Genomic DNA, 26102 nt, shown 5'->3' on the forward strand with positions numbered 1-26102 from the left:
GCACTGCACTCATGAAAAGATCCTTCGTACGCCGGTTCGCCGTCGGGGCGGCCGTCGTCGGCACCGCCCTCGCGGCGATGTTCGGGTCGGTGGCGACGGCTTCGGCCGACGTCCCGCCGGGCACCCTCGGCACCGTCACCCTGAACCCGGCAACGGGCCTCGACACGACCGCGGGCGTCGCGACGACGTCGGCGGGCTGCCCGGACACCTCCGACGCCTACAACATGTACGTCTTCGGGTCCGGCGCGTGGTCCGGCGGCTTCATCGTCACCACGACCACGAGCGTCAACTTCTCCACCACGTCGGCCTTCCCGATCGCGATGGGCCTGTCCATGAAGGACATCGCCATCGACCACGCGACCACCATCACGCCCGGCCGGTACGACCTCGTCGCCCAGTGTGTCGACTCGTTCACCCTCGACGTCAAGGGCACCTTCACCCAGGCGATCTACTTCACCGACGCCACCCACTACCAGAGCACCGACCCGGCCGCCCCGGTCACCACGACCACCGCGCTCTCGGTTTCCCCGGCCTCGCCGGTCACCGCGGGTGCGCCGGTCACCCTGACCGCGACGGTCACCCCGGCGTCGGCAGGCGGCACCGTGCAGTTCAAGGACGGCGCTGCGAACCTGGGTAACCCGGTCGCCGTGAACAACGGCACCGCGGCGCTCACGACGAGTGCCCTCACCGCGGGCAGCCACTCGCTGACCGCAGTGTTCACCGGCGGCTCCCCGAATGTCTCCGGATCGACCTCGTCCGCGGTGACCTACCAGGTCAACGCTCCGGTCGCGACGCCGACCACGACCGCGCTCTCGGTGACCCCGAGCGGCACGGCCACGCAGTACACCTCGGTGACGCTGAACGCGTCGGTCTCGCCCGCGGGGGCGGCCGGTTCGATCCAGTTCACCGACGGCGGGGCGAACCTGGGCAACCCGGTCGCGCTGGCCGGTGGTACGGCGTCCTTCACGTCCGCGACGCTCTCGGTGGGGGCGCACACCTTCACCGCGAAGTTCGTCCCGGTCAACTCCGCGGCGTACCTGGCTTCGGAGTCGGCGGGCGTCCCGCTGACCGTGACCGCGTTCGCCGGGGTGGCCACCTCGGAGAACATCACCACCACGGTCACCGCCGGTGAGCTGCTCATCAGCGTGGCGAACTCCAACGTCACGCTGCCGTCGCCGGTGATGCTGCCGGACGCGTCGATGCTGCAGACCGCGGGCAACCTCAACCCGGTCACCGTCACCGACACCCGGGCGGGCAACCCCGGCTGGAACGTCTCCGGCCAGGCGACCGACTTCGGCGACGGTGCCTCGCACGCGATCAACGCAGGCAACCTCGGCTGGACGCCGTCGATCGTGGACAAGCTGGCCGCGCAGAACATCACCGCGGGTCCGGCCGTCAACCCGGCCGCGGCGATCGCCCCCGGCACGGCCGCTCCGGCGGGCGTGGGTCTCGCCGGGTCGCGCACCCTGGCCACCGCCGCCGCGAACGGCGGCAACGGCACGGCGCACCTGACCGCCGGGCTGTCGCTGAACGTACCGACGTCGGCCGTGGCCGGCACGTACACCTCGGTACTGACTCTCACCGCCATCTGATCCACCCGGGTTCCCGGCGGGCGCCGTCCCGCCGGGAACCCGGTCTTTCCCGACGTTTCCGAAGGGACCCCGATGCGCTTTGCCGCACTGGCCGCCGCGATCCTGTTCGTGCTCGCGCCCACGGCCGCCGCCGCTCAGACCCCCGCCCCGCCGCCGTCCGCGGGCGACCAGCGGGTGACCTTCGGCATCCGCCCGGCGACCGCCACCGCACCCGACAACCGCGCGAGTCTCGGGTACAGCGCCACGCCGGGCGCCATCGTCAAGGACTTCGTCGCCGTGTCGAACGTCGGCACCACGCCGGTGACCGTGAAGATCTACGCCAGCGACGCGTTCAACACCCCGGAGGGCGGGTTCGACCTGCTCGCCGCCGGGAAGCCGTCGGTGGACGCCGGTGCCTGGACCAAACCGGACAAAGTGAGCGTTTCCCTTGCCCCGCGGTCGGTTTCGATCGTTCCGTTCACCTTGACCATCCCCGCGAACGCGGCCCCCGGTGACCACGCGGCAGGTATCGTCGCCGCGCTGACCACCGAGCAGACGGGCGCGAACGGGCAGAAGGTTTCGGTGGAACAGCGGGTCGGTGCGCGGGTGTATCTGCGCGTCACCGGAGAGCTCAAGCCCCGGCTGGCGATCACCGGGCTCACCGGGTCGTACGCGGCGACGCCGTTCGGCCGCGGGGACGCGACGGTCAGCTATACCGTGCGCAACACCGGTAACACGCGACTGTCGGGGAAGCAGCGGGTCAGCGTCAGCACGCCCTGGGGGTCCACTGTGGACGCCGAGCAGCTGCCGCCGATCCCGGAACTCCTGCCCGGCGGCCTGTTCAAGGTGACGACGACTGTCCGCGGCCTGCTCCCGGCGGGCTGGCTGGACGCGGCGGTGCACGTCGATCCCGTGCCCGTGGCCGGATTCACCGACCAGGTCGGGCCGGTCGACGAGTCCGTGACCTTGAGCGCGGTGCCGTGGGCTGCGCTCGGCGTGCTGGCGGCGTTGCTGCTGGGACTGGCCGCCGTGCTCTATGTCCGGCGTCGCCGCCGCTCTGCCGCGCCGCCGGCCGAGGAGGTGCCCGAACATGCGACGGTGGGGTGAGGCACTGGTGGTGGCGGCTGCACTCGGGCTGCTTGCCACGCCTGCGGAAGCCGAACCGCTGGGCGGGCTGGTCATCACGCCGGGCGAGGGGCAGGACGCCGCGACGATCCGGATGCACACCAGCGGCGGCTGCCCGGCCGACGCCGACGCGTTCTTCGCGACCATGCGCGGCAAGGGAATGCCCGCCGACGGCCAGATCGTGGTGGCCAACACCGACGTCGGCCTGTCGCACACCGCCGGGTTCGACGTGTACCTCGCGCAGACCTTGCGGGACTTCGCCGCGGACAACAAGACGACGCTGTCCGGACAGTACGACATCGCGGTGTACTGCATCGATTCGTTCAGCCAGCAGAAAAAGGGCGAGTTCACCGCGGCGCTGAAGTTCGACACGCCGGTCAGGTATGCGGCCCTCGGGGCGGCGAAAGGTCCCTCCCGCGCGCCCGAAACCCCGCCGCCGGGTGCGGGCGCCGGCCCGGTGCCGGGGACGGGCGCGACGCAGCTGCCGGGTACGACGCAGCTGCCGGTCGCGACCTCCCCGGCGCCGGAATCCGGTGCGCCGGCTTCGCCGGAAACCGCGGTGGCAAGCGGAAAAGCCACGTCCGGGACGGGTGTGCTGGCCGTGGTGTTCGGGTTCGCCGGGGCGGTCGGCCTGATCGCCGCGGTGGTGGCGCTGATCGCGTGGATGAGACGCCGTGTCCAGGAGTAACGGAAGGAAAGCTGTCATGCGCAAGCGTCAATGGGTGGTGGCGGCGGGCTCGGCAGCCGCGGCGGCGTGCGGCGTGGTCGCGCTGGCGACGTCGTCGGCCTCGGCCGCGCTGCCCCCGCCGGGCAGCCTCGGCACGCTGGCCCTCGAACCGCCGGCTGGCACCGGGACCACCGCGCCCATCGTGCGGACCTCCCAAGGCTGCACCCCGGACTCCGACGCGTACATCGCCCACGTCTTCGGCCCCGGCGGCTTCTCCGACGGCCTGGTGGCGACGTTCGGCCTGCAGGACGTCAACTTCTCGACCACGCAGGCGTTCCCGGTGCAGTTCACGAAGAGCATGAACGACATCGCCCTGGACAACAGCACGACGGTCGTCGCCGGGACGTACGTCGTGCGGGTGTCCTGTGTGGACTCGTTCTCCCAGATGACCACGGGCACCTTCACGACGAACATGTACTTCACCGATCCGGGGCATTATCAGTCGAACGACCCGGCCGGACCACCGGTGACCACGTCCACCACCCCGACGACGGTGAGCACCTCCCAGCCACCGACTTCCACCACGCCTTCCACCACGCCTTCCACCACGACGTCGACTTCGCCCACGACCACTCCGCCGACGTCGACCACCACGACTCCTACCTCGACTACTACCACCACCAGTTCGCCCACCAGCACCACGAGCACGACGGCAACCCCGGCCACCAGCACCACCACCAGCCAGCCCGCCACCTCGACCACCACCACCAGCACAACCGGCACTTCCACGACTGGCACTTCCACAACAGGCAGTTCCACAACAGGCACGACAACTCGCACCACGACGACCGGCACCACAACTGGCACCACAACCACCAGCACTGGCACCACGACGAGCACGAGCACCGGCACGGAGTCGCCGACAAGCACCCGCACGCCGACCAGCGAAACCACCTCGGCGGCACCCATTTCGGCCGGGAAGGGCGCCGGTGACCCAGGTTCGGGTGCGGCACAGTCGGTCGGAACCAGCGTCCCGAACCGCACCTTGGCGAACACCGGCGTAGCCGCGGGTCACCTGCTCCTGTCCGCCTTGGCCCTCCTCGGCGCAGGCGGCGTGGCACTGACACTGACCCGCCGACGCAGGGCGGCCCGGTGGCCTTCCGAGTGACCCCGCCCCCCGGAGTTTCCCCGCCCACCACGGCAGAAACTGTCCTGGCGACGGAACCGGCCGCAGCTGGAGAAACGGACACGTTCGCGGAACCGGGCGCGACTCATGGAGCGGGCCTGCTCGCCGGAGCGGGCCCGCCTGGAGCGGGCCCGGTTGCTGAAGGGAGCCCGCCTGGAGCGGGCCCGGTTGCCGGAGCGGGCTCTGCTCGTGAACCGGGCCGAGTTGCCGGAGAAGGCCAGGCCGGGGTAGCGAGCCCGGTTGCTGAAGAGGGCGTGGTCGGCGAATCGGGCGCCGGAGCGGGCCAGGCCGTGGAATCAGGCCAAGTCGCCGCAGCAGATCTGGCCGCTGAAACCACCCCCCTCCTCGAACCGGTCCCCCTGGCCGACAAGAACCCGGCCGACGAGAACCCGGCCGACGAGAACCCGGCCGATGAGAACCCGGGCGCCGAACCACCCCAGGCATCCGGCGCGCCACCCACCGGCACCACCCCGCCACCCGCCCGGCACACCGCGATGCGCCTGGCGGGCCAAGCACTGTCCATCGCCGCAGCGCTGATGCTGTGCCTCGTCGCGCAGGTCGGGCTGATCGGGGCGCTCGCGCACAACCGCGACCAGGACCGGGCCTACGCCTCCTTCCGCGACCAGCTCGCCAACGCCACCGCACCCGCGGGCGGCATGGACCGCGACGGGAAGCCGCTTGCGCTCGGGGCTCCCGTCGCCGTGCTGGTCATTCCGCGGATCGGCATAAGAGAAGTGGTCGGCGAAGGCTCGTCGGCTACCGTGCTCAAAGCCGGGCCGGGGCATCGGCGGGACACCGTCCTGCCCGGGCAGCCCGGGGTCAGCGTGGTGATGGGCCGCCAGGCCGGGTACGGCGGCCCGTTCGCCGACCTCGGCACGCTCGCCCGTGGCGACCTGATCACCGTGATCACCGGGCAGGGCAAGCACCAGTTCGAGGTGCTGAGCCTCCGCCACGCCGACGACCCCCAACCCGCCGCGCCCGTACGCGGGCAGGGCAGGCTCACGCTGATCACCGCCGACGGACCGGCGTACCTGCCGCGGGACGTCCTGCGCGTCGACGCTCGCCTGCTCACCCCTGCGGTACCGGCGGCGGGTGCGCTGCCGGGATTCGCCTTGCCCGGCCGGGAGCAGGCGATGGAAGGCGACGCGTCGGCGATGGTGCCGCTGGTGATCTGGGGGCTGGTGCTGGCGCTCGCCGCGGCTGCCGTCGTGTTCGTGCACCAGCGGGCGGGCCGGTGGCATGCCTGGGTGATCGGGGTGCCGCTGCTCGGGGCGCTCGGGGTGACCGTGACCGACCAGGTGGCGTCGCTGCTGCCGAACCTGTTGTGAGGAGACGCTCGTGACCATGCTGCTGGACCAGGCCACCGCCATCGAGGCCCGCGAGGTGTCCGCGTGGTTCGGGGACCGCAAAGTCCTCGACCGCGTGTCGCTGCACATGCCCGCGTCCTCGGTCACCGCATTGATCGGCCCGTCGGGGTGCGGCAAATCGACGTTCCTGCGCATTCTCAACCGGATGCACGAGCTGGTCCCCGGCGCCACCCTCGCCGGGGAAGTGCTGCTCGCCGGTGACGACATCTACGCCCCGTCCTGGAAGCTCACCGATGCCCGCCGCCGCATCGGCATGGTCTTCCAGAAGCCGAACCCGTTCCCGGCGATGTCGATCTACGACAACGTCACCGCCGGGCTGAAACTCACCGGTACCAAGGCGAAACCCGCCGAACGGGACGACCTCGTCGCCGAATGTCTCGTCAAAGCCGGGCTGTGGAAGGAAGTCCGCGACCGGCTGCGGCAACCCGGCGGTGCGCTGTCGGGCGGCCAGCAGCAACGGCTGTGCATTGCCCGCGCGCTGGCCGTCCGCCCCAAGGTCCTCCTGATGGACGAGCCGTGCTCGGCACTCGACCCCACGTCGACCCGCCGCATCGAGGAAACCATCGAAGACCTGAGTGGCGAGGTCACGATCGTGATCGTCACGCACAACATGCAGCAGGCGGCGCGGGTTTCGGCGCAGTGCGCGTTCTTCCTGGCCGAGGAAGGGGCGCCGGGCGTGATCGTCGAGGCGGGACCGACCCCGGACATGTTCGGCGACCCGGCCGACCCGCGCACGGCGGACTACGTTCACGGCCGCTTCGGCTGAGCAGGCTTGAGCAACAGAGCGCAACCGGCACTGATCAAACAACCAACCACCATGTACCCGGCAATGGCAGTAGAAGTCCCGAAACCGCTCAACAACGCGGTCGCGATCAACGGCGCGAAGGCCCCGCCCACCACGGAACCCACCTGGATTCCCAAGGACAGTGCCGAATACCGCACCTCGGTGGCGAACGCTTCGGAGAACAACGCACCCTGTGGGCCGTAGAGCAGGCTGTGCAGCAGCGAAAGGCCGACCACTAGAGCGAGCGTTAGCAGCGCAGGCGAACCGGTATCGACCAGCGGCCAGAAGGCGAACGACCACAGCCCGAGCAGCACCGCGCCTCCGGCGAAGACGGTTCGCCTGCCGAGCCGGTCGGACAGCAACCCGGCGAACGGAAGAGCTACGAGTTCGATCGCCGAGGCAATGAGCAGGGCACTGAGCACCGTGCCTTGCGGCAGGCCGAGATGGGACCGGTTGGTCGCGTAGGAAACGACGAAGGTGACGAACAGGTAGTAGGTCAGGTTGATGGCGAGGTAGGCCCCGGCGGCGAGCAGGATCTGGCGGGGGTACTGCCGGATCGCGTCGACGATGGGGGAGCGGCGGCGCGGGCCGGTGGCGGCCGAGCGGAAGTCGCTGGTCTCCTCGAGCCGGAGCTGGATGTACACCGACAGTGCGATCAGCAGAATGCTGGCCAGGAACGGTACTCGCCAGCCCCAGTCGAGGAACGCCTGCGGGGACGTCGTACCGGTCATCAGCAGGAATGCGCCGTTGGCGAGCAGGACCCCGCCGGGGGCACCGGCGGACGCGAAACTGCCGTAGAAACCACGTCGTTCGGCGGGGGCGTTCTCGGTGGACAACAGGATCACGCCACCCTGCTGTCCACCCACCGTGATCCCTTGCAGGAAGCGGAGAATCACCAGCAGGACCGGTGCGGCGACGCCGATGGCCGAGTACGTCGGCAGGAGTCCGATGACCGTCGTGGTCACGCCCATCGCGAGCAGCGCGGCGACGAGGGTCTTCTTACGGCCGATGGTGTCGCCGATGTGACCGAAAAGCGCGCCGCCGAACGGGCGGGCGACGAACGCGACACCGAAGGTCGCGAAGGACAGCAGCGTGCCGGTCAGCGGGTCCTGTGTGGGGAAGAACAGGTGCGGGAAGACGGTGGCAGCAGCCGTGCCGTAGATGAAGAAGTCGTACCATTCGATACTCGCGCCAGCCCAGGACGCGAATGCGACGGCAGCCGTACGTCGCTTCGTCGGAACCGGCGTAATCGGGGGTGCAGATGGCAGCTTTGACATCGTGCATGGCCTTTCGGGTCAGACGAGCGTGTGCCCGCCGTCGATGGTGAGGACGTGGCCGTTCATGTAGTGGTTGCCCATGAGGAAAAGCGCGGCGTCGGCGACTTCGGCGGGCGACCCGATCCGCCGTCCGGGAAGCTGCCCGGCGATCGCAGCGACCTTCGTATCCCTTGCGGCGCCGAAGAAACCGTCGAGCAGCGGGGTGTCGACGTAGCCGGGGGACAGGACGTTGCACCGGATCGGGGCCAGTTCGCTGACCAGCGAACGCATCAGCGCCTCGACCGCCGCGCACGACGCGCCCGCCACTGCCTCGCGGGCCATCGGGCGGGTACCCGCGATGCCGGACATCAGCGTGATCGAGCCGTCCGGGCGCAGCAGCGGCGCGGCGTGGCGGCTCGCGTGGAAAGCGGCCCAGAAGCGCAGGTCCATGGCGGGCCGGACGGCGTCGGCGTCCGCGTCGACGACCGCCGTCGGGACCAGTTTGGACGGGGTGACGAGCAGGTGGTCGAAGGGTCCGATGCCGGTGAGGAAGTCCTTGATCGCCGCCTCGCCGGACCCGTCGACCTGCCGTCCCTCGGCGGTGGGGCCGAGCAGGGCCAGCGCCGCGGCGAGCCGGTCCCGGTCGCGTCCGCCGATCACGACGCGTCCGGCGCCCCTGGCCACCGCCAGCTCGGCGGTCGCCAGCCCGAGGCCGGAAGTCCCGCCCAGCACCACGATCGTCGCGCCCTCGAGGGGGGAAGTGGGTTCTGCATTCACAGGAGGCAGTGAACGGACTTGACGCCGCGAGCCGGTGTTCAAACTTTGTACACCGCCTGTGACCACCGCTTTCGCCGGGCTGATCCGGGTTACCATCGGACCTCCCGAGCGCCGGAGGTGGCCGAGATGACCGTGGAGCTGCCCGACACCGCGGATGACGACATCAGGTCGTCGTGGGAACGCTCCTGGCTCTCCGGAGTACGCCCCGACCTGTCGCTCGAACGCCTCGACGCCGTCGAGATCGACCGGCAGAGCAGGCTCCTGCAAGCGGCCCTTCCGGTGCTGGACCGCGTCGCGGACGCGCTCGCGGAAACTTCGTACTTCACCGTCCTGGCCGACAACGCCGCCCGCATCGTCCACCGGGGACGGATCACCCACCGCACGGAGGACGTCCTCGACCACACCGGCGTCGTCCTCGGCAGGCAGTTCACCGAGGACTCCACGGGTACGAACGCCATTGCCGCCCCGTTCGAGCTGCGGCGCGGGGTCGCGGTGCACGGCAACGAGCATTTCGCGCAGTCGCTGCGGGTCTACAGCTGTTATGGCTGCCCGATCATCAACCCGGTGACCCGGCGGCTCGAGGGCGTCCTGGACCTGGCCGGCCGTGCGGGGGAGGAGAACCCGCTGTTCGGGCCGTTCCTCCGGCAAGCCGTCGTCGACATCGAACGGGCCCTGCTCGCCGATTCCCGCGACGCCGGCCGTCGCCTGCTGCACGCCTTCGACGCGGCGGCGAGCCGGCGTGGGGACCGCGCGCTGCTCGCGCTGGGGACGGACGGCGAGGTCGTGGTGGCCAACCGGACGGCGCTGGACCACCTGGACGCCGACGATCATTCCCGCCTGCAGGAACTCGCGGACCCGGTGCGGCGCAGCGGTCTCCGGCGCGAGGTCCGGTTCGGTACCGCCAGAGGCCTCGACCTGCAGCTGACGTTCGACGCCACCGACGGGCACGTGCTGATTTCGTTCCGTCCCGTCTACCTCCGCCGCCGCAGCTCCGAAGCACCGTCCCACCCCGTCGACCCGGTTGCGCGCGAGCTGGAACGCTGCCGGGACCACCGGCTGGCCACGGTGGTTGCGGGCGATCCCGGCACCGGACGCAGCCACACTGCCCACCGCCTGGCCGGTCCGGCCCCCGCGGTGACGCTCAGCGGCGCGGACGTCCACCTCCGCGGCCGCGCCGGTTGGCTGGACGACGTCCGCCGCGCGGCGACGGGCGAGGGCCTGGCCGTCATCGAAGACTTCGACCTCCTCGACGACCACCTCCTGCGCGCCATCGGCGAGCGCATCGCGAACGGCGCCTGGATCGCGCTCACCGGACCGCCGATGGACGTGCTCGGCCCGGAACACCGGTACCTGGCTTTCCGCTGCCTTGGCCGGATCGAGCTGTCCCCACTCCGCGAACGGCGCCCGGAAATCCCGGCACTGGCCCGGCAAATGCTCACCGAGGCAACGGGCGGCTCGGCGCGATTCACCCCGCCCGCCCTGGCGCGCCTCGCGGAACTCGACTGGCCGGGCAACCTGCGCGAGCTGCACCACGTGGTACGCACGGTTGCGGGACGTCGGAGCGCGGGTGACATCCTGCTCGCGGACCTGCCTGCCGAGTACCGCACGGGGCCGGAGCTGGCGGGGTTGAGCCCGTGGGACCGCTCGGAACACGATGCCATTGTGGCGGCGTTGAAACGTAACCACGGCAACAAGGTGGCGGCGGCGAGGGATCTGGGGATCAGCCGGGGAACCCTCTACAACCGCTTGCGCTCCCTGCGGATCGCGACCTGACCCCCCGCTGTCCAAGGATTGAACAGCCCCCAGGGCCGCCGCCTCGCCAGACTTCTCTCCGTGATCGGCGCCGGGGCGGATCGGCTGTCCCCGCGTCCACCACGGACGAGAGGACACACCGTGACCGCTGCTTCCGAGCTTCAGACCACTCTCGGCGCGATGTGGGGCTCGCGCGATCCGCAGCCGGACCTGCTGGACCTGGTTCGCCGAACGCCGTCGGGCAGTCCGCTGCTGCTTGTCGACGGCAAACGCCGCGAGGCCAGGTCCGGTGCGCGCTTCGAGAACGTCGACCCGACCACCGAGCGTGTGATGGGCACGACCGCGGACGCCGGACCCGACGACGTCGAGGAAGCGATCGCCGCCGCGCGCCGCGCATTCGATGAGACCTCGTGGTCCACCGACCATGCGTTCCGCCGCCGGTGCCTCGAACAGCTGCACGCGGGACTCGCCCGGGCCGCCGACGAGCTCCGCGCCACCGCGGTCTGGGAGGTCGGCGCGGCGTTGCGCACGACGTTCGCCTTCCACAGCGACTTCGCCCTCGACCTCCTGCCCTGGTTCGCCGAGCTGGCCGAGACCTACGCGTACGACACCGTCCTGCCCGACCAGCCCTGGGCGGCCGGGACCCGGCGCATGCTGGCCCGCGAACCCGTCGGTGTCGTCGCCGCCATCACGCCGTGGAACTTCCCGCTCTACACCGCGATGACCAAGATCGCCCCGGCCCTCGCCGCGGGCAACACCGCCATTCTCAAGCCGGCGCCGCAAACCCCGTGGCATGCGACCCTGCTCGCCCGGGTCGTGGCCGAGGAAACCGATATCCCGGCCGGGGTGCTCAACATCGTGCCGACGTCGGACAACCAGGTCGCCGAGCTGCTCACCACCGACCCGCGCGTGGACCTCGTCCACTTCACCGGGTCCACCGCCGTCGGCAGGCGGATCATCGCCAACAGCGCCGAGCGCATCGGCCGGGTCGCGCTGGAGCTCGGCGGGAAATCCGCGAACATCCTGCTGGACGACGCCCCGATCGCCGACCTGGTCCCGGTCGCCGCGGGCATGGTGTGCTGGTCGGCGGGACAGGGTTGCGTGCTGCCGACCCGCCTGCTCGTCCCGGAAAGCCGCTACGACGAGGCGGTCGAGCTGGCCACCGCGGCGTACCACGCGATCCCGTACGGCGATCCCCGTGAGCCAGCGGTGGTCCAGGGGCCGCAAATCAGTGCTGCGCAACGGGAACGCGTACTGTCGTTCATCGCCAAGGGTCGCGAGGAAGGTGCCACGCTGCTCGCGGGTGGCGGTGTTCCGGCAGACCAGCAGACCGGTTTCTTCGTGGAGCCAACGCTTTTCGGGGACGTCGCCCGCGATGCCACGATCGCCCAGCAGGAGATCTTCGGACCGGTGCTGTGCCTGATGTCCTATCGCGACGAGGACGACGCCGTCGCGCTGGCCAACAACACCGCGTACGGGCTCGCCGGGTCGGTCTTCAGCGGAAATCCGGACCGCGCGCTGTCGGTGGCGCGGCGGGTGCGTTCCGGGATGATGTCGGTGAACGGCGGGTTCTTCTACGCCCGTGACCTTCCGGTCGGCGGCTACAAGCAAAGCGGCCTCGGCCACGAATGCGGCGTGCTGGGATTCGAGGAATTCCTGGAGACCAAAGCGATCGCCATCGGGTCCTGACGTGTGCAAAGCCTGAACAGCCCGATGGTGCGCGACGTCGGCACCATCGGATGGACATCGCAATGACGCGAGAGGAGCACTCATGAAGACCAAGGCCGCCGTGAGCCTGGGCGTGCACCGTCCCTTCGAGATCATGGAGCTCGACCTCGACGGCCCCGGCGCGGGCGAGGTGCTGCTGAAGAACGTGGCCGCCGGGTTGTGCCACTCCGATCTGCACCTCACCGACGGCGACATGCCCCCGCGGTACCCGATCGTCGGCGGGCACGAGGGTGCGGCGATCGTCGAGGAGGTCGGGCCGGGGGTCACCAAGGTCAAGCCGGGCGACCACGTGGTGTGCAGCTACATCCCCAACTGCGGTACCTGCCGGTACTGCGCGTCGGGCCGGTCGAACCTGTGCGACATGGGCGCGACCATCCTCGAAGGCCGGTTCCCGGACGGCTCCTTCAAGTTCCACCGGGACGGCGTCGACTTCGGCAGCCTGTGCCTGCTCGGCAGTTTCGCCGAGCGCACCACGGTTTCGCAGCACTCGGTGGTCAAGGTCGACGACTGGCTGCCGCTCGAAACCGCCGTGCTCGTCGGCTGCGGCGTGCCCGCGGGCTGGGGCGGGCCGGTGTACAACAACGGGCTCCGGGCCGGGGACACCGCGGTGATCTTCGGAGTCGGCGGGCTCGGGATCAACGCAGTGCAGGGCGCGGTGATGGCCGGTGCACGGCACGTCGTCGCGATCGACCCGATTCCGTTCAAGCGCGACACCGCGCTCAAGTTCGGTGCCACGCATGCGTTTGCGACCGCCGAGGAAGCGCACGAGGCGGTCAAGGAGATGACTTGGGGCCAGATGGCCGACGGGGCGCTGATCTTCGTCGGGACACCGGACGAGAAGATCGTGAGCGACGCGTTCCACATCATCGGCAAGGGCGGCACGGTCAGTCTCGCCAGCCTGGCCGACCCGGCCAAGCTCACCGTGCACATCTCCGGCATGGAGCTCACCCTGATGGAGAAGACCATCAAGGGCTGCCTGTTCGGCTCGTCCAATCCGCAGTACGACATCGTGCGCCTGCTGCGGCTCTACGACGAGGGCAAGCTGAAGCTCGACGAGCTCGTCACCCAGCGGTACCGGCTGGAGGACGTCAACCAGGGGTACGACGATCTGCGCGCGGGCAAGAACATCCGCGGCGTGATCATCCACGATTCCTGACCCGCGCCCGGGCGGGCTTCCGCTCGCCCGGGCTCTCCTTCGAAAGGCACCGATGTACGTCCAGCCAGCCGCGCCGTTCTCCGCCTCGCACTGGAGCGAGATCGAGACGCTGCCCGCCGCCGACACCCGCCGGATCCAGGACGAACGCCTGCGCGAGCAGCTCGCGTACCTGGCCGCGCACAGTGCGTTCTATCAAGCCAAATTCGCCGAGCACGGGGTCGACCCCGCGGCCGTCCGGGGCGTCGACGACCTCGCCGGGCTTCCGTTCACCGAGAAACACGAGCTGCGCGACAGCCTGGCCGCCGCGCCGCCACTGGGTCTGCACGCCGCCGCCGGCCGCGGGTCGATCGTGCAGGTGCAGGCGTCGTCCGGGACCACCGGCAGCCCGTCCTACGTCGGGCTGACCGCGTCGGACGTCGGGACTTGGTGCGAACTCGGCGCCCGCGCGCTGTACGCCAACGGTTTCCGCCCGGGAGACCGCGCGCTGCACGCGTTCGGCATGAGCAAGGGGTTCGTCGGCGGGCTGCCGATCGTGCAGATCCTGCAGTACATGGGGATCGTCGACATCCCCGTCGGCGCGGAGGCCGGGGCCGAGCGGCTGCTGCGCGTGCAGGCCGACCAGCGGCCCGAACTCGTGATCGGCACCCCGCATTTCCTGGCGCACCTGGCCGAGCAGGCGCCGTCGATCGTCGGACGGCTCGCCAGGGAGCTGGGGGTACGCGCGATCAGTGTCGGCGGGGAGCCCGGCGCGGGGCTGCCGAGCGTGCGGGAGAACCTGGAACACCTTTGGGACGCCACCGTGCGCGAAATGCTGGGTGGCACCGACATCGCCTGTACGTATTGGGGCGAATGCGAAGCACAGGACGGAATGCACTTCCTGTCCCCGGACCTGATGGTCGCCGAGCTGATCGATCCCTCGACCGGGGACCGGGTCGACCCGGTCGCGGGCGCGGAGGGGGAGCTCGTGTACACCGCATTGCGCCGCCAGGCGTCGCCGCTGCTGCGGTTCCGGACGCGTGACCACGTGGTCGTCACCGGCACCGACTGCGCCTGCGGGCGGACCGGGTACCGGGTGCGGTGCGTCGGGCGCACGGACGACATGCTGATCGTCCGCGGCATCAACGTCTTCCCGTCCGCCATCAAGGACCTGGTGCTCAGCCTGGCCCCGGCGACGACGGGGGAGATGCGCATCCGGGTCGCCTTCGCCGGGCATTCGACGCAGCAGCCGCTGCCCCTGGTCGTCGAGCACGCCGCCGACCTGGAGGCCCACCGGCACGACGAGCTGCGGCACGCGATCGAGGACCGGGTCCGCTCGGCGCTGAATGTGAAAAGCCGCGTCCAGCTGGTTCCGGAGGGCACGTTGAAGCGTCCGGACCACGTGAAAGTCGCGCTCGTCGAGCGGGTGGGAGCTTGAGCCCGCGCGGGTGATGTTTGCGACATCGGCGCAGCAGGTCCCGGTCGCCGCGGGTTCGTCACCTATCCTCCGGGCATCGGCACGGCGAGGAAGGCGGCGGTTGTTCATGGTCGGGCGTGCAGTTCTCGTGGGGTCCTGACCGTGCGTCATCCTCGGTGGTACGAAGAGGGCAAGGAGCCGGACTACCGCTTCACGCTGGCCAACGAACGCACCTTCCTCGCCTGGGTACGCACCGCGCTCGCGCTGGTCGCCGGAGCGGTCGCGCTGACCCAGCTGGTCCCGTCGTTCTCGGTGGCCGGGCTGCGCACCGCGCTCGCGGTGCTGCTGGCGGTTGCCGGGACCCTGCTGGCCGGTTTCGCCTACCGGCGATGGGCCCAGGTACAGCGCGCGATGCGGCGGGAAGGCCCGTTGCCGATGGACTGGCTGCCCGCGGCGATCGGGGCAGTCGCGGCAGTGGTCGGAGCCGTGGTCGTGTTCGTCGTGCTCAACGACCCGCGGTGACCGCCCGCGACCCAGGACTGCAGCCCGAGCGGACGTCACTGGCCTGGCAGCGAACGGGCCTGTCCGCGGCCGTTGTCGCGGTTCTGCTGCTGCGCAACGGCCTGACCCACGGCTCGATCCTCGACTCGGCCGCCGGGCTGTGCGCCGTCGCGGCAATGCTGGTGTCCTGGCTGGCGAGCCGCAACCGCGGTGCGCGCGGAGTTCCCGTCATGGCGATGATCACGATGACGGGAACGGTGTGCGCGACGGGGGTACTGGTCACCCTGCGGCTGCTTTTCGGAGGGTGAGTTTCCGTTATCGCAGAAGGGGGTTCACCGGTGCAGGTCGCTTTTGTCCTTTTCCCGGGTCTGACCGTGCTGGACATGATGGGCCCGTTCGAGGTGCTGGCTTTCGTCCCCGGGGTGGAAACCGTGCTGGTGGCGGAGAAACCGGGCCCGGTGGTCAGCGAGAAGGACAGTCTGGTGTTGCAGGCAGGCGCCGGTTTCGCCGAGGTGACGCGGCCGGATGTCGTCGTCGTACCGGGCGGCCCGGGTCAAGCGGACCAGATGGCGGACGGTCCCCTGCATCAGTGGCTGCGGTCCGTCGACCGGACGGCCACGTGGACCACGTCGGTATGCACCGGTTCACTGATCCTCGCGGCAGCCGGTCTGCTGCAGGGCCGCCGCGCGACGACGCATTGGCTGGCCAAGGACCAGCTCCCGCAGTTCGGCGTGACCCCGGCAACGGAGCGAGTGGTGTTCGACGGTCATTACGTCACGGCGGCAGGGGTGTCGTCCGGGATCGACATGGCGCTGACCTTGGTGGGCCGGATCGCGGGGGATCGAGCGGCGCAGTCACGTCAGTTGTCGATCGAGTATGCGCCGGAGCCGCCGTACGACGCGGGTTCGCCGGAGACTGCTCCGGTTGAGGTGGTCGCGGATCTGGTCCGTCGCCGTGACGAGATCCTCAAGCCCCGGGCGACATAGCCGCTCACAGCTTGTCGTAAAAGGCCGTCATTGCGGTCATCACCTCGATCGCCGCGGCGATCTGGTCGGGCTGGAAATCGTTCAGCGTCTCGGCGAAGGCCGTTGCCAATCTGCGCTCGCGGTCTTCGTGCCGTCGCCGTCCGGATTCGGTGATTCGCACGAGTACTGTCCGGCGGTCGTCCGCTACGCGTTCTCGCGTCACGTATCCCGCTTTGACCAGGCCGTTCACCAGCTGGGTCACGGCCGCGCCGGTGGTTTCGGTGTACCCGGCGAGACGGCTGATCGACAGCGGGCCCTGCTCGGTGAGGGTGCGCAAGGCGCGCGCATGCGGAAAAGACAGCGCGTTCTGATCCCGGCTCACCCGGCCGCGCAGCCGGGCGTCGGCGGCGCTCAGGGTGTACGCCGCCCGCGCCAGGCGGTCCCGTGCCTCGGCTTCGGCGCTGTCCGGCATCCGCCCTCCCTCTCTTGACGGGACCTTAGCACAGGGCTTAACTAATAAGAGCTTAGTAGTTAAGGTCTTAAGTATTGGAGGGATCATGAGTGCACGGGCCATCGGCCAGAGCTGGGTGCTGGACGCGGCGATCGCCCAGGGCGGGTTCGACGCGCTGCACCCCGAAGCACGCGGCGGCCTCGAACTGCTCGGCGTCGGCCACACGGACTTCGACAAGGTGTTCAGCCAGGTCAAGGCCGGGGCGATGATGCCGAAGGCGTGGGCGGCGGTCGCCGGGCAGACCGAAACGCGGGCCGCGCACTACCGCCGGGAGGGCTTCCTGGCGACGGCGGCCGACTTCTACCAGCGGGCTGCCGTGCTGTGGTGTGGCGCGCTGTCGGCGGCGGGTCCGCGCAAAGCGGTGTTCCGTGCGCGGCTCAACCGGTGCGTCGACCAGTACGGCGAGCTGAGCGGCGGACGGGTCCGGCGGGTCGTGCTGGATTTCGAGGGCGGGCACCTCCACGGGTTGCTGCATCTGCCGGAAGGGGAGGTGCGCGGGGCTCCCGCAGTGCTGCTCGGGCCGGGCATGGACATGGTCAAGGAGCATTTCCTGGTCCCGGCCGAGCGGTACTACACCTCGCGCGGGATGGTCGCGTTGTCGATCGACGGCCCGGGCCAGGGCGAGACGCGGGAAGGCGGCGTCGTGGTCGGGGTGACCAATCCCGAACGGGCGCTCGCGCGGTGCCTCGACTACCTGGCCGGTCTGCCGGAGGTGGCCGCGGACCGGATCGGCATGTTCGGCATCAGCATGGGCGGGTACTGGGGGCACCGGCTCGCCGCGGCCGACCACCGGCTGGCCGCGCTCGCCAGTTTCCAGGGCGTCACCGGTGAGTTCACCACGATTTTCGAACGGGCCCAGCCCAGTTTCAAACGGAACTTCCTGCAGATGTCCGGCTACGCCGACGAGGCGGCGTTCGACCGGGACCTGGTGCCCCGGTTGCCGCTGGGCGACCTGGTCCGCGACATCACCTGCCCGGTGCTCGTCGGCGTCGGGGAGTTCGACGAGCTCAGCAGCCTGGAGGAGGTCATCGCGTCGTTCGGGCGGATCACCGCGCCGAAGGAGATCCGGGTGTACGAGAACGAGTTCCACCCCCTGGGCGGCGTGGCCGCGGAAATGCTGCGGTTCGGCGCGGACTGGCTCGAACGCGCACTGTCCGGCGAACTGGCGGAGCCCGGCCGCGACGCGCGCTACTACGTCCGCCGTGACGGTGAAGTCACCACCGGTACCGCGGAACCGGATTGGTGGCGGGGCACGGCGAATGACGAGCAGGAAAGGGAAAACGATGGAATTGCGCGTTGACGGACGGGTCGCGCTGGTGACCGGGGCAAGCTCCGGCCTCGGCGCTGCCATCACCCGGCAGCTGGCCGCGTCCGGTGCGCGGATCGCCGCGGTGGGCCGCAACCGGGACCGGCTCGCCGAGGTCACCGGCGAGCTCGGCGACGCGGCAGTCGCGCTGACGGCCGACCTGCGCGAGGTGGGCGCACCGGAATGGATCGTCGACGAATGCGTTGCGGCCCACGGAACTGTGGACATCCTGGTCCACGCGGCAGGTCTCGGCGAAGCCCAGCCATTCGACCGGAGTCTCGACGCACTCGACCGCATGTGGCTGACCAACCTGCGCGCGCCGTATGTGCTCACGCAGGCCGCGCTCCCACATCTACGCGGCGGCGGAAGCGTCGTGTTCCTCAGCTCGATCGCCGGCTTGGTCGCGTGCCCGCAAGCGACGGCGTACGGCACGGTCAAAGGTGCGGTGGAAAGCTTGACGCGCTGTCTTGCCGTCGAGGAGGCCCCGCACGGGGTCCGCGTCAATGCCGTTGCGCCAGGCACCGTCCGCACCCCGCTGAGCGAAGCCGGACCACTCGCCGACCCGGCAGGCGAGCAGTTCGTGACCGACGGCACCCCACTCGGCCGGATCGGGGACGCCGGGGACGTCTCGTCAGCCGTGCTGTACCTGGCTTCCGATGCGGCCGCTTATGTCACCGGCCACAGTCTGGTGGTGGACGGCGGGTGGACCGCTCAGTAGTTGCCGTGGTCAGCCGAATTCCGTCGCCAGGAGCGGGATTCGCCGCAGGTCGGCCATGGTGAAGGTGAACCCGGCCAAGGCGCACACCACCCGCATGCCGATGGCGTAGTCGGCCTCCTCGGCCCCGAAAACACCGGCCGCGTCGAAGGCGGCGCGCAGTTCGGCGGGCAGGCCGGGGAGATCGGCTTCGAGATCCAGGTCGTCGACATTGATCTCGACGAGTCGTTTCCCGTCGACCGCGTAGGTGACGCTGGCGTCCGCGTTGATGGAGAACGTGCTCGTCGCCGCTGATCGGCCGCCGGCGGACAGCGGGCCGGTGTCGTCGCTTGAGGTGACCATGGCGTCGTCGTAGACGAACGTCCAGGCACCGATGCGCCCGGCCAGCAAGGCGGCAGACGTCCCCGGTTCGATGCCGAGGGCAGCACCGGGCAGGGAGGTCCATTCGTCCGGCTTGCGGTCCGGCAGCACACAAGCCCGGAACGACCCCGGCGCGGCGCCCAGCCTCTTCAGCGCTTCGGCCGGTTCGATGCCCTTGACGACGTGCACCGCGTGGTTCGGCTCGGCGCCGGCCAGCCCGCTGATCCAGATCGGATCTCCTGCGTCGTCAAGGGTATTCGGGGGAAATGCGGGAGTCGGCATTCAGTGACCTCGGTATCAACGGAGGGGGGATTGCGCCCACGGTAGCCATCCCGTCGCGTCGTTTCCCTTACCCGCAGCGAAAACTGCCCGGGCGGACCAAGATCGGCTGTCGGATCGGGTACCGGGACCGTCCACGTCACTTGGCGCCGCGGACGAAGGCGAACAGGAGTGCGCCGACGACGGTGACGGCGATCGAGATCGGGAACAGGGCGACGTAACTGCCGAAGATCGAGATGACCGCGCCGCCGATGGCTGCGCCGAGGGTCTGCGGAAGCGTGGTCGTGATGTTGATGATCCCGAGGTCCTTGCCGGTGTCCTCGGCCGAAGGCAGCACGAGGGTCACCAGAACGAGGTCGACGATGATGTACGCCCCGGCCCCGAGGCTCATCAGCACGTTGAAGACGATCAGCCCGGGCAGAGTCGGCCACAGCAGCGGAATGACGAGCGAAAGCGCGCTCACCGCGGCGGAGGCGTAGACCACCGGTTTCGTCCGTCCCAGACGCTGGGCCAGCGGGCCGCTGATCACGGCACCGACCACCATGCCGGCCAGTCCGGCGATGTTGGTCACCGGGATGGCGTCGATCGCGTTCGCGCCCAGCCCGATGTAGTCCTGCATGAGGTACAGGGAAAAGGTCTGGAGCGGATAGAAGCCGGTGAAGATCAGGAACCGGCCGAGGAAGACCCACCCGAAGTCGGGGTTGGCCACCGGGTTGACCCAGAAGGTCGAGAGCAGCTTCCGGAGGGTGAACGGCGGGCGGGGTTCGTGCCGGTTCGACCGGGCATTGAGCAGGGCGAAGAGAATGGTCAGCACCGCGAGCAGGCCTGCGGTGACGAGGTACCCGGCTGGCAGCACCGAGGCGAAGCCGGTGCCGACCGAAGCGCCGACGACACTGCCGACGAGCTGTGCCAGGCCGTATACCGTGGAGAACACCCCGCGTTTGGCCACCGGTACCCGATCGGGGAGGTACGCGGTGGCGGGGGTGAGGATGAAGTTCGTGGTGAACTGGATCGCGATCACCAGCACGATCAGCAGCGGGATCGACGTGACGGAGCCCATCGCGGCCGCCAGCGCGAGGGTCGACACCGCACCGGCGATCATCCACGGCTCGCGGCCGCCGATCCGGGAGCGCGTGCGGTCGGTGACCGCGCCCGCGATCGGGGCACCCACGATCGCGGCGATCGCCCCCACCCCGACCACCAGCGCGAGCGAACCCGCCTGCCCTGCCGGGTCGATCGCCTGCACCTGGATCGGGATGAACACCGAGGACACCGCTCCCCAGAACACCGAGAAGCTCGCGATGACGAGCGGCAACGTCGCGAGCAGCTTCCGGAGCCCGAGCGATTTCAAGGTCTGCCCGGGCGGGTCCGGACGAGGGACGCCGGGGCTGGTTGCCTCGGCCGGTTCTTCCGGGCGCACCGACATGGACACTCCCTTGTGTCGTGGGTGGATCAGCGGAGTCCGAAGTGGAGGGCCGGGGTCAGGGAGCCGTTGCGATGCCGAACAACGGATGTTCCGGGCTGCTCGACGGAAGTTCGTGGAACCCGAGGCGGGCGTAGAACGCCAGCGCACCCTTGTTGGTGGCGTCTACGGCGAGGTACAGCGCGGGTACGCCGCGTTTGGCGAGCTCCGCGCGGAAGGTGTCGACGAGCTTCCGGCCGAAGCCGAGGCCTTGCAGTTCGGGGAGCAGGTTGATGTGCAGCTGCGCCGGATAGTCATCGGCTTCGGGAATCCGGGTCGCCTCGGGATTGAGACCCACCCAGATCAGGAGTTCCTCGGGAATCGCGGGCGCACGTCCGGTCGGCGGACCCGGTTCCGGATGCCGCTCCGCGAATACGGGCGCCCAGACTCGCTTCGACCATTCGATGAAGGCGTCGTTGTCGGCGACGCCGACGAGGTAGCCGAGGACCCGCTTCCCGTCGTCGACGACGAAGGCCAGATCGGGCGCGAACTCCACGTACGGCAACGCGGTCACGTCGGGGACCAGCGTGTCGTCGGAATACATCCCGGTCGCGTCGGCACCGGCCGCCCCGGTGCGGAGGCAGATGTCGGCCACCTCGTCGCGGTCCTCCGGGCGGTATGGGCGGATCGTGAGCCCGTCGGTTCCGTCATGCTTGACCATGGGCGGCCTTTCGGTGGGATGAGCAGCGTTGATGTGTTCAGCGTCGGGGATGCGGGGTTTCCCGGCAACGCCATGGTTCGCCGAAGCCGGTACGATTTTTGCCCTCGGGGGGAGGAATCCCCCTGGCAGTCGGACGTTGACCACCGGATCGTTTCTGACGTACAGTCGGTTTGATCTTCCCGGCTTTCTGCCCATTCCGATTCACTTGGCGTGCACGGAATTCACCTTCACTCTGAGGAGGAACAGTTGGCCTACGCGCTCGACGGCGAACTCACTTCGCTGTTCTCGATGATCCCGGAGGGGACCACGCTCGATTACCGGACCGCGCGCCAGGGTGCCGCGGAGATGGTCTCGTTGCTGCCTCAGTACGATCCGCCGCATCCGCTCGATATCCGCGACGTGATGGTGCCCGGCCCGGACGGAGCGCCCGAGGTGCCCGTTCGGCTCTACGTGCCGTCGGCGGCGGATTCGCCGCTGCCTGCCCTGGTGTACATCCATGGCGGGGGATTCTTCATGGGCAGCCGCGACATGGACGACGGTCACGCGTCCCGGATCGCCGCCGAGGTCGGTGCCGTGGTCGTCTCGGTGGAGTACCGGCTTGCGCCTGAGCACCCGTTCCCCGCGGGGCTGGAAGACTGTTACGCCGCGCTGGCCTGGGTGGCGAAGTCCGCGAGCGAGCTCGGCATCGACCCGGACCGGCTGGCGGTCGGCGGGGAAAGCGCGGGCGGTGGCCTCGCCGCGGCGTGCGCTCTTCTCGCCCGCGACCGCGGTGGCCCCGCGCTGTGCTTCCAGTACCTCGAATACCCGGAGATCGACGACCGTTTGGCGACCGCCTCGATGCTCGCGTACGAGGACACTCCATTGTGGAACAAACCCGCGGCCGAGATCAGCTGGGATTACTACCTCGGTGCGGGAAAACGCGGTACGGCCGACGTTTCGCCGTACGCCGCTCCCGCCCGCGCCGAGGATCTGTCCGGGCTGCCGCCGGCGTTCGTCTCGGCCTGCCAGTTCGATCCGCTGCGGGACGAGGACATCGCCTACGCCCAGCGCCTCGCGCAGGCGAACGTGCCCACCGAGCTGGTGCTGTACCCGGGCACCGTGCACGGCTCGAAGCTGGTCCGCGAAGCGGCCATCAGCCGGCGGATGAACGCCGACGTCATCGCGGCACTCCGGCGTGGCCTCCACAGCCGAGGGTGAAGGTGCCGACTTCCCCATCGGGTGGTGAAGGCGCTGGGCCACCTCCTCTCCGGTATCAGCCCTACGCCCGCTGCCCGGCGACGTCGGCGAAGGAGCGGACGTCGAAGGTCGCCGGGTCGAATCCGGGCGGCAACCCGGTGACGTCGATGGTCGCGTGCTGCCCCGGGCGCAGGTCGAGGTAGTTGTCGCTGAACCGGGTTCCGGGAGCGGGGGAGAGCGCGTGGGCGAAGTAGGTGAAGCCGGAGGCAGCGAGGGTGAGCCGGGCAGTGGTGGGGCCGGTGGTTTCGGCGGTGACGGTGAATGTCTTCGGATCGAGCGGGAGGTCTTTGATTTCGGCGAAGAAGAGGCGGTTGGCAGGGAAGAGACCGTCGGGGCTTTCGACCCAGGCGTAACGGTCAGCGGTAAGCGGGAGGCCCGCTCGCTGCCACCCGACGCGTGATTCGCCCGGGTCGACGGTGATGGTGATGTCCTCGGTGAAGTCGTCGGGGCCGTCGAACCTGCTGAGCGTGATGCGGGCGCGCGTGGTGACCGGATCGCGGCTGTTGTTGGTGATCCAGAGTTCGAGCTGATCGCCGTTGCGCCGGTAGCTCGCCAGCACGGGCGCGTAGGCGCGCGCGAGGTAGTGGTAGGCGGCTTTGGGCGCCAGTTCGTGGTCGAGGACCGACCAGCTGAATCCCGGCCAGACGTCGTTGAACTGCCAGACGAGAGTCCCGCTGCAGTGGGGCTGGCGGCGGCGGTAGTGCTCGACGCCGAATTTCAGTCCTTCTGCCTGGGACACCATGGTGTAGGCGATGTATTGCTCGATGGTGTCCGGAAGCCCGGTGACGATGTCGAGGATCGCCTCGTGCTTGTCCTTCGGCTGGTCTTTGTTGTGGTGGTCGAACGCGGTGCTGTGCACGGTCAATGCGTCGGCGGGCAGCCAGCGGCGCAGGGTCGAAAGCTCTGGTGCGGCATGGATCCCGAACTCGCTCACGAACTTGGCGTTGTCGTCGGCGTAGCGGCGGTAGTGCCGGGATTCGCCGAGGGACGCGAACCGGCTTTCGCCAGGGGCGAAAAGATTGCCGTGCCAGACTTCCCAGGCGTGGCGGTCGCCGTCGCCGTCCCCGTTGACCGCCGCGGGGCCTTCTCCCCAGGGGCTGCCCGGCCAGTAGGGGGTGGCCGGGTCGTGCGTGGCGACCGCGGCAGGCAGGGTTTCGTGGAAGAAGCGGTGACCCCACGGGCCGGGTTCGTTGTGCTGATAGGCGGCGGTGTAGAGGAGCTCCACTTCGTTGTTGCCGCACCACAGCGCCATGCTGGGGTGGTTGCGCAGCCGCTTGACTTGGTACTCGGCTTCCTTGGCCACCTCGTCGAGGAGGACGGGATCGTCGCTGGGATAGACGATGCAGGCGAACATGAAGTCGTGCCAGATCAGTATCCCGAGCTCGTCGCAGGCCTGGTAGAAGCTGTCGTGCTCGTAGACGCCGCCGCCCCAGACGCGGAGCATGGTCATTCCGGCGGCGCGGGCGAGCCCGACGAGATCGTGGTGCCGTTCGGCTGTGACGGAGCCGACGAGCATGTCGGCAGGCAGCCAGTTCGCGCCGCGGGCGAAGATCGGCACCCCGTTGAGGATGAACCGGAACAGCCGCCCGCCCTCGGGATCGGGGCTGCGATCGAGCGTGATGATGCGCAGGCCGACCCGGTCGGTGATCCGGTCGAGGACGGTGTCTCCGGCATGGAGGCCGACCGCGAGGTCGTAGCGGGCTGGTTCGCCGAGATCGTGTGTCCACCACAGTTCGGCATCGGGGATCGTGACCGGGCCTGCGGCGACACCGGCTTCGACGGGCAGTTCGACGATCGTGGTGCGACCCGCCGGTGAGGTCAGCTTGGCCCGGGCGGTCAGCGGTTCGCCGGCGGCGAACGCGTCGACCTCCACCCGCAGGGTGAGCTCGGCCGAGCCATCGGGGCCGAGCCGGTCGGTACGCACGTGGTGCCCGGTGATCACTGCGGCGCGCTGCACCGACAGTTCGACGGGCCGCCAGAGACCGATCGACGGTACCCGCGGCCCGAAGTCCCAGCCCCAGGAGAAGGCGGCCTTGCGGATCCGGGATGCGCGCGGGAGAACCGAAAACATCGCCGGTGTCTCACCATCGGAGAGATCGCCGGCGGATCCTTCGAACGCTGCCGTCAGCCGCTCGGCCATGCGCGTGAATACCTCGGGCGTGGTGCGCCCGGCCAGCGGCGGCGCGAACCGCACCAGAAGGTCGTTGTGCTCGCGCAGCAGCGTGGTCACCTCGAAGATCGCGGGCCGGAACATGTTCTCGTGGTGGCCCAGGTGCTTTCCGTTCAGCCAGACGTCGGCGACGGTGTCGAGGCCATGGAAGATGAGGCGGGCTCGATCGGACGCATCCGTTGTGGGCGCGGCGAAGGAGGTGCGAAACCACCAGTCGCGCTCCTCGATCCACCGGATGTCGTCCTCATTGCGGTTCCAGTAGGGGTGTTCGATCTGCCCGGCAGCGAGCAGCGACTCGTGCACCCCACCCGGCACGACCGCGGGAATCCAGCCTTCGGCGGGCAGATTCGCCGGACTGGACGCGGATTCCGTCCCGATCAGCTCGAAGCCGTCGAGGTGCAGCGAACACTCTCGGGTGAGAAGCATAATGGAAGGTTAACCCAATGTGGGAACATTTGCCACTTTGGAAGAAGGTGCCAGTTCTGGTAGGTTGTCGCGGTGGGATTGCGGGAGAAGAAGGCGCGGCTGGTTCGTGAAGCGATCTTCGAGGCGATGCTCGAGCTCGCTGAGGAGCAGGGTTATGCCGCCGCGACGATCGAGCAGGTGGCCGAGCGGGCCGAGGTCGGCGTGTCGACGGTGTATCGCTACTTCGCCAACAAGGACGCGATCCTGCTCGCCCCGATGGCCGACCACACGTCCCGGCTCGCCGATGCCTTCAGTGCGCGTCCCGAGGAGGAGGACGTCGCCGTGTCGCTCGCCCAAGCGGTATCGGCCGTCCTCGACCTGTCGCCAGGGCAGCGTGCCGACCTGCGCCGCCTGCGGGCCCAGCTCGATGTCGCCACCGGTCCTCGCGCCCGGCTCTGGGACGTGGTCAACCAGCAGCAAGTCCTGCTGGAGGAAGCCATCCGCGCGCGCACTGGGCCCGATGCCGACCCGCTGTGGATCACCACCGCGGCCCACACCACGACGATGGTCCTGCACATCGCACTGGATCACGACCGCGGCACCGTGGAGCCGGGCAACCCCGCCGACTACGCCCGCCGGATCATCGACCTTCTCCACGGCCCGGCGGCGCCCTTGCCGAAGATGCCGCCCCCGGCCCAGCCGAGGTGAACCGGCGCCCCCGGATCGCACGGCATTTCCCTGATGTGCGTCGGGTGATCCCGGTCCACGC

General features: G+C 69.6%; 25 protein-coding genes. 16 read left to right on the top strand and 9 right to left on the bottom strand.

From position 1 onward, the window contains the following. The first annotated feature begins 11 nt into the window (after positions 1-11). From OO71_RS33480 to OO71_RS33490, 3 genes are all read left to right on the top strand, one after another. Positions 12-1592 (top strand): Ig-like domain-containing protein, encoded by a 1581-nt coding sequence (locus tag OO71_RS33480; protein ID WP_033293987.1) that lies wholly within the window; start codon positions 12-14, stop codon positions 1590-1592. A gap of 72 nt (positions 1593-1664) precedes the next feature. Continuing rightward, on the top strand, positions 1665-2678 hold the full coding sequence (locus OO71_RS33485; RefSeq protein WP_033293988.1) for a hypothetical protein: 1014 nt from the start codon (positions 1665-1667) through the stop codon (positions 2676-2678). Next, positions 2662-3384 carry a hypothetical protein gene (locus OO71_RS33490; protein WP_033293989.1) on the top strand — a complete coding sequence of 241 codons (723 nt, stop codon included), beginning with the start codon at positions 2662-2664 and terminating at the stop codon, positions 3382-3384. Before OO71_RS33485 ends, OO71_RS33490 begins: the two co-directional genes overlap by 17 nt. Positions 3385-3411: 27 nt before the next feature. Here the strand turns inward: OO71_RS33490 and OO71_RS51040 are convergent, their stop codons facing one another. Both OO71_RS51040 and OO71_RS51045 read right to left on the bottom strand, forming a co-directional pair. Next, positions 3412-3846: a hypothetical protein gene (locus OO71_RS51040; protein ID WP_162186146.1), complete on the bottom strand. Its 435-nt coding sequence runs from the start codon at positions 3844-3846 to the stop codon at positions 3412-3414. A 15-nt stretch (positions 3847-3861) separates the two neighbouring features. After that, positions 3862-4332 carry a hypothetical protein gene (locus OO71_RS51045; protein ID WP_162186147.1) on the bottom strand — a complete coding sequence of 157 codons (471 nt, stop codon included), beginning with the start codon at positions 4330-4332 and terminating at the stop codon, positions 3862-3864. 507 nt (positions 4333-4839) lie between these two features. Here OO71_RS51045 and OO71_RS33505 point away from each other — a divergent pair. Together OO71_RS33505 and OO71_RS33510 are read left to right on the top strand one after the other, a co-directional pair. Continuing rightward, entirely contained in the window at positions 4840-5877 is a 1038-nt protein-coding gene (locus OO71_RS33505) for a sortase (protein WP_245633869.1), read from the top strand. 16 nt (positions 5878-5893) lie between these two features. Continuing rightward, positions 5894-6682 carry a phosphate ABC transporter ATP-binding protein gene (locus tag OO71_RS33510; RefSeq protein ID WP_211260731.1) on the top strand — a complete coding sequence of 263 codons (789 nt, stop codon included), beginning with the start codon at positions 5894-5896 and terminating at the stop codon, positions 6680-6682. On the opposite strand, the gene OO71_RS33515 is transcribed toward OO71_RS33510, so the two are convergent. Continuing rightward, on the bottom strand, positions 6664-7977 hold the full coding sequence (locus OO71_RS33515; RefSeq protein WP_033293991.1) for an MFS transporter: 1314 nt from the start codon (positions 7975-7977) through the stop codon (positions 6664-6666). The genes OO71_RS33510 and OO71_RS33515 overlap by 19 nt on opposite strands. 18 nt (positions 7978-7995) lie before the next feature. Continuing rightward, a complete protein-coding gene (locus OO71_RS51050) occupies positions 7996-8733 on the bottom strand; it encodes an SDR family oxidoreductase (RefSeq protein WP_063740149.1) in 738 nt (245 codons plus the stop codon). 126 nt (positions 8734-8859) lie between these two features. Here OO71_RS51050 and OO71_RS51055 point away from each other — a divergent pair, with 126 nt between their 5' ends. From OO71_RS51055 to OO71_RS33555, 7 genes are all read left to right on the top strand, one after another. Further along, positions 8860-10506 (top strand): sigma-54-dependent Fis family transcriptional regulator, encoded by a 1647-nt coding sequence (locus tag OO71_RS51055; RefSeq protein ID WP_033293992.1) that lies wholly within the window; start codon positions 8860-8862, stop codon positions 10504-10506. A 120-nt stretch (positions 10507-10626) separates the two neighbouring features. Beyond that, positions 10627-12174, top strand: a complete 1548-nt coding sequence (locus tag OO71_RS33530; RefSeq protein WP_033293993.1) for an aldehyde dehydrogenase family protein — start codon at positions 10627-10629, stop codon at positions 12172-12174. Positions 12175-12256: 82 nt separating this feature from the next. Further along, positions 12257-13369, top strand: a complete 1113-nt coding sequence (locus OO71_RS33535) for an NDMA-dependent alcohol dehydrogenase (protein WP_033293994.1) — start codon at positions 12257-12259, stop codon at positions 13367-13369. 52 nt (positions 13370-13421) lie between these two features. Continuing rightward, positions 13422-14783: a phenylacetate--CoA ligase family protein gene (locus tag OO71_RS33540; protein ID WP_033293995.1), complete on the top strand. Its 1362-nt coding sequence runs from the start codon at positions 13422-13424 to the stop codon at positions 14781-14783. A gap of 141 nt (positions 14784-14924) precedes the next feature. Continuing rightward, a complete protein-coding gene (locus OO71_RS33545) occupies positions 14925-15284 on the top strand; it encodes a YidH family protein (RefSeq protein ID WP_033293996.1) in 360 nt (119 codons plus the stop codon). Then, a complete protein-coding gene (locus tag OO71_RS33550) occupies positions 15281-15571 on the top strand; it encodes a DUF202 domain-containing protein (RefSeq protein WP_033293997.1) in 291 nt (96 codons plus the stop codon). The genes OO71_RS33545 and OO71_RS33550 overlap by 4 nt, the downstream gene beginning before the upstream one ends. Before the next feature lie 30 nt (positions 15572-15601). Continuing rightward, positions 15602-16249 (top strand): DJ-1/PfpI family protein, encoded by a 648-nt coding sequence (locus OO71_RS33555; protein ID WP_033293998.1) that lies wholly within the window; start codon positions 15602-15604, stop codon positions 16247-16249. 4 nt (positions 16250-16253) lie between these two features. Here OO71_RS33555 and OO71_RS33560 read toward each other — a convergent pair whose 3' ends face one another. Beyond that, complete coding sequence (locus tag OO71_RS33560; protein ID WP_033293999.1) at positions 16254-16700, bottom strand: MarR family winged helix-turn-helix transcriptional regulator; 447 nt, start codon at positions 16698-16700, stop codon at positions 16254-16256. A gap of 85 nt (positions 16701-16785) precedes the next feature. On the opposite strand from OO71_RS33560, the gene OO71_RS33565 reads away from it, so the two are divergent. Further along, positions 16786-18039, top strand: coding sequence for an alpha/beta hydrolase (locus tag OO71_RS33565; RefSeq protein ID WP_033294000.1), 1254 nt, complete (start codon positions 16786-16788; stop codon positions 18037-18039). Beyond that, positions 18023-18763 (top strand): SDR family NAD(P)-dependent oxidoreductase, encoded by a 741-nt coding sequence (locus OO71_RS33570; protein ID WP_033294001.1) that lies wholly within the window; start codon positions 18023-18025, stop codon positions 18761-18763. Before OO71_RS33565 ends, OO71_RS33570 begins: the two co-directional genes overlap by 17 nt. A 9-nt stretch (positions 18764-18772) precedes the next feature. Here OO71_RS33570 and OO71_RS33575 read toward each other — a convergent pair whose 3' ends face one another. From OO71_RS33575 to OO71_RS33585, 3 genes are all read right to left on the bottom strand, one after another. Further along, the gene (locus OO71_RS33575; protein WP_033294002.1) at positions 18773-19402 is read right to left on the bottom strand and encodes a hypothetical protein; all 630 of its coding nucleotides are present in this window, start codon (positions 19400-19402) and stop codon (positions 18773-18775) included. 136 nt (positions 19403-19538) lie between these two features. Beyond that, positions 19539-20825, bottom strand: a complete 1287-nt coding sequence (locus tag OO71_RS33580) for an MFS transporter (protein ID WP_033294003.1) — start codon at positions 20823-20825, stop codon at positions 19539-19541. A gap of 55 nt (positions 20826-20880) precedes the next feature. Further along, on the bottom strand, positions 20881-21522 hold the full coding sequence (locus tag OO71_RS33585; RefSeq protein ID WP_033294004.1) for a GNAT family N-acetyltransferase: 642 nt from the start codon (positions 21520-21522) through the stop codon (positions 20881-20883). Positions 21523-21768: 246 nt separating this feature from the next. On the opposite strand from OO71_RS33585, the gene OO71_RS33590 reads away from it, so the two are divergent. Continuing rightward, positions 21769-22719 carry an alpha/beta hydrolase gene (locus OO71_RS33590; RefSeq protein ID WP_033294005.1) on the top strand — a complete coding sequence of 317 codons (951 nt, stop codon included), beginning with the start codon at positions 21769-21771 and terminating at the stop codon, positions 22717-22719. A gap of 61 nt (positions 22720-22780) precedes the next feature. On the opposite strand, the gene OO71_RS33595 is transcribed toward OO71_RS33590, so the two are convergent. Beyond that, on the bottom strand, positions 22781-25354 hold the full coding sequence (locus OO71_RS33595) for a glycoside hydrolase family 2 protein (protein ID WP_051792547.1): 2574 nt from the start codon (positions 25352-25354) through the stop codon (positions 22781-22783). A 72-nt stretch (positions 25355-25426) separates the two neighbouring features. Between OO71_RS33595 and OO71_RS33600 the strand changes: the two genes are divergently transcribed. After that, positions 25427-26041 carry a TetR/AcrR family transcriptional regulator gene (locus OO71_RS33600; protein ID WP_051792548.1) on the top strand — a complete coding sequence of 205 codons (615 nt, stop codon included), beginning with the start codon at positions 25427-25429 and terminating at the stop codon, positions 26039-26041. Positions 26042-26102 lie beyond the last annotated feature (61 nt).

This window comes from Amycolatopsis jejuensis (assembly GCF_000717335.1).
Classification (GTDB): Bacteria; Actinomycetota; Actinomycetes; order Mycobacteriales; family Pseudonocardiaceae; genus Amycolatopsis; species Amycolatopsis jejuensis.

Bases quoted from the DNA above. Each gene is read 5' to 3' on its own strand.
- OO71_RS33595 (WP_051792547.1), bottom strand. From the start codon at position 25,354: ATGCTTCTCACCCGAGAGTGTTCGCTGCACCTCGACGGCTTCGAGCTG.
- OO71_RS33565 (WP_033294000.1), top strand. From the start codon at position 16,786: ATGAGTGCACGGGCCATCGGCCAGAGCTGGGTGCTGGACGCGGCGATC.
- OO71_RS33480 (WP_033293987.1), top strand. From the start codon at position 12: ATGAAAAGATCCTTCGTACGCCGGTTCGCCGTCGGGGCGGCCGTCGTC.
- OO71_RS33485 (WP_033293988.1), top strand. From the start codon at position 1,665: ATGCGCTTTGCCGCACTGGCCGCCGCGATCCTGTTCGTGCTCGCGCCC.
- OO71_RS33580 (WP_033294003.1), bottom strand. From the start codon at position 20,825: ATGTCGGTGCGCCCGGAAGAACCGGCCGAGGCAACCAGCCCCGGCGTC.
- OO71_RS33510 (WP_211260731.1), top strand. From the start codon at position 5,894: ATGCTGCTGGACCAGGCCACCGCCATCGAGGCCCGCGAGGTGTCCGCG.
- OO71_RS33585 (WP_033294004.1), bottom strand. From the start codon at position 21,522: ATGGTCAAGCATGACGGAACCGACGGGCTCACGATCCGCCCATACCGC.
- OO71_RS33515 (WP_033293991.1), bottom strand. From the start codon at position 7,977: ATGTCAAAGCTGCCATCTGCACCCCCGATTACGCCGGTTCCGACGAAG.
- OO71_RS33570 (WP_033294001.1), top strand. From the start codon at position 18,023: ATGGAATTGCGCGTTGACGGACGGGTCGCGCTGGTGACCGGGGCAAGC.
- OO71_RS51055 (WP_033293992.1), top strand. From the start codon at position 8,860: ATGACCGTGGAGCTGCCCGACACCGCGGATGACGACATCAGGTCGTCG.
- OO71_RS33560 (WP_033293999.1), bottom strand. From the start codon at position 16,700: ATGCCGGACAGCGCCGAAGCCGAGGCACGGGACCGCCTGGCGCGGGCG.
- OO71_RS51045 (WP_162186147.1), bottom strand. From the start codon at position 4,332: ATGGGTGCCGCCGAGGTGGTTTCGCTGGTCGGCGTGCGGGTGCTTGTC.
- OO71_RS33540 (WP_033293995.1), top strand. From the start codon at position 13,422: ATGTACGTCCAGCCAGCCGCGCCGTTCTCCGCCTCGCACTGGAGCGAG.
- OO71_RS33490 (WP_033293989.1), top strand. From the start codon at position 2,662: ATGCGACGGTGGGGTGAGGCACTGGTGGTGGCGGCTGCACTCGGGCTG.
- OO71_RS33575 (WP_033294002.1), bottom strand. From the start codon at position 19,402: ATGCCGACTCCCGCATTTCCCCCGAATACCCTTGACGACGCAGGAGAT.
- OO71_RS33535 (WP_033293994.1), top strand. From the start codon at position 12,257: ATGAAGACCAAGGCCGCCGTGAGCCTGGGCGTGCACCGTCCCTTCGAG.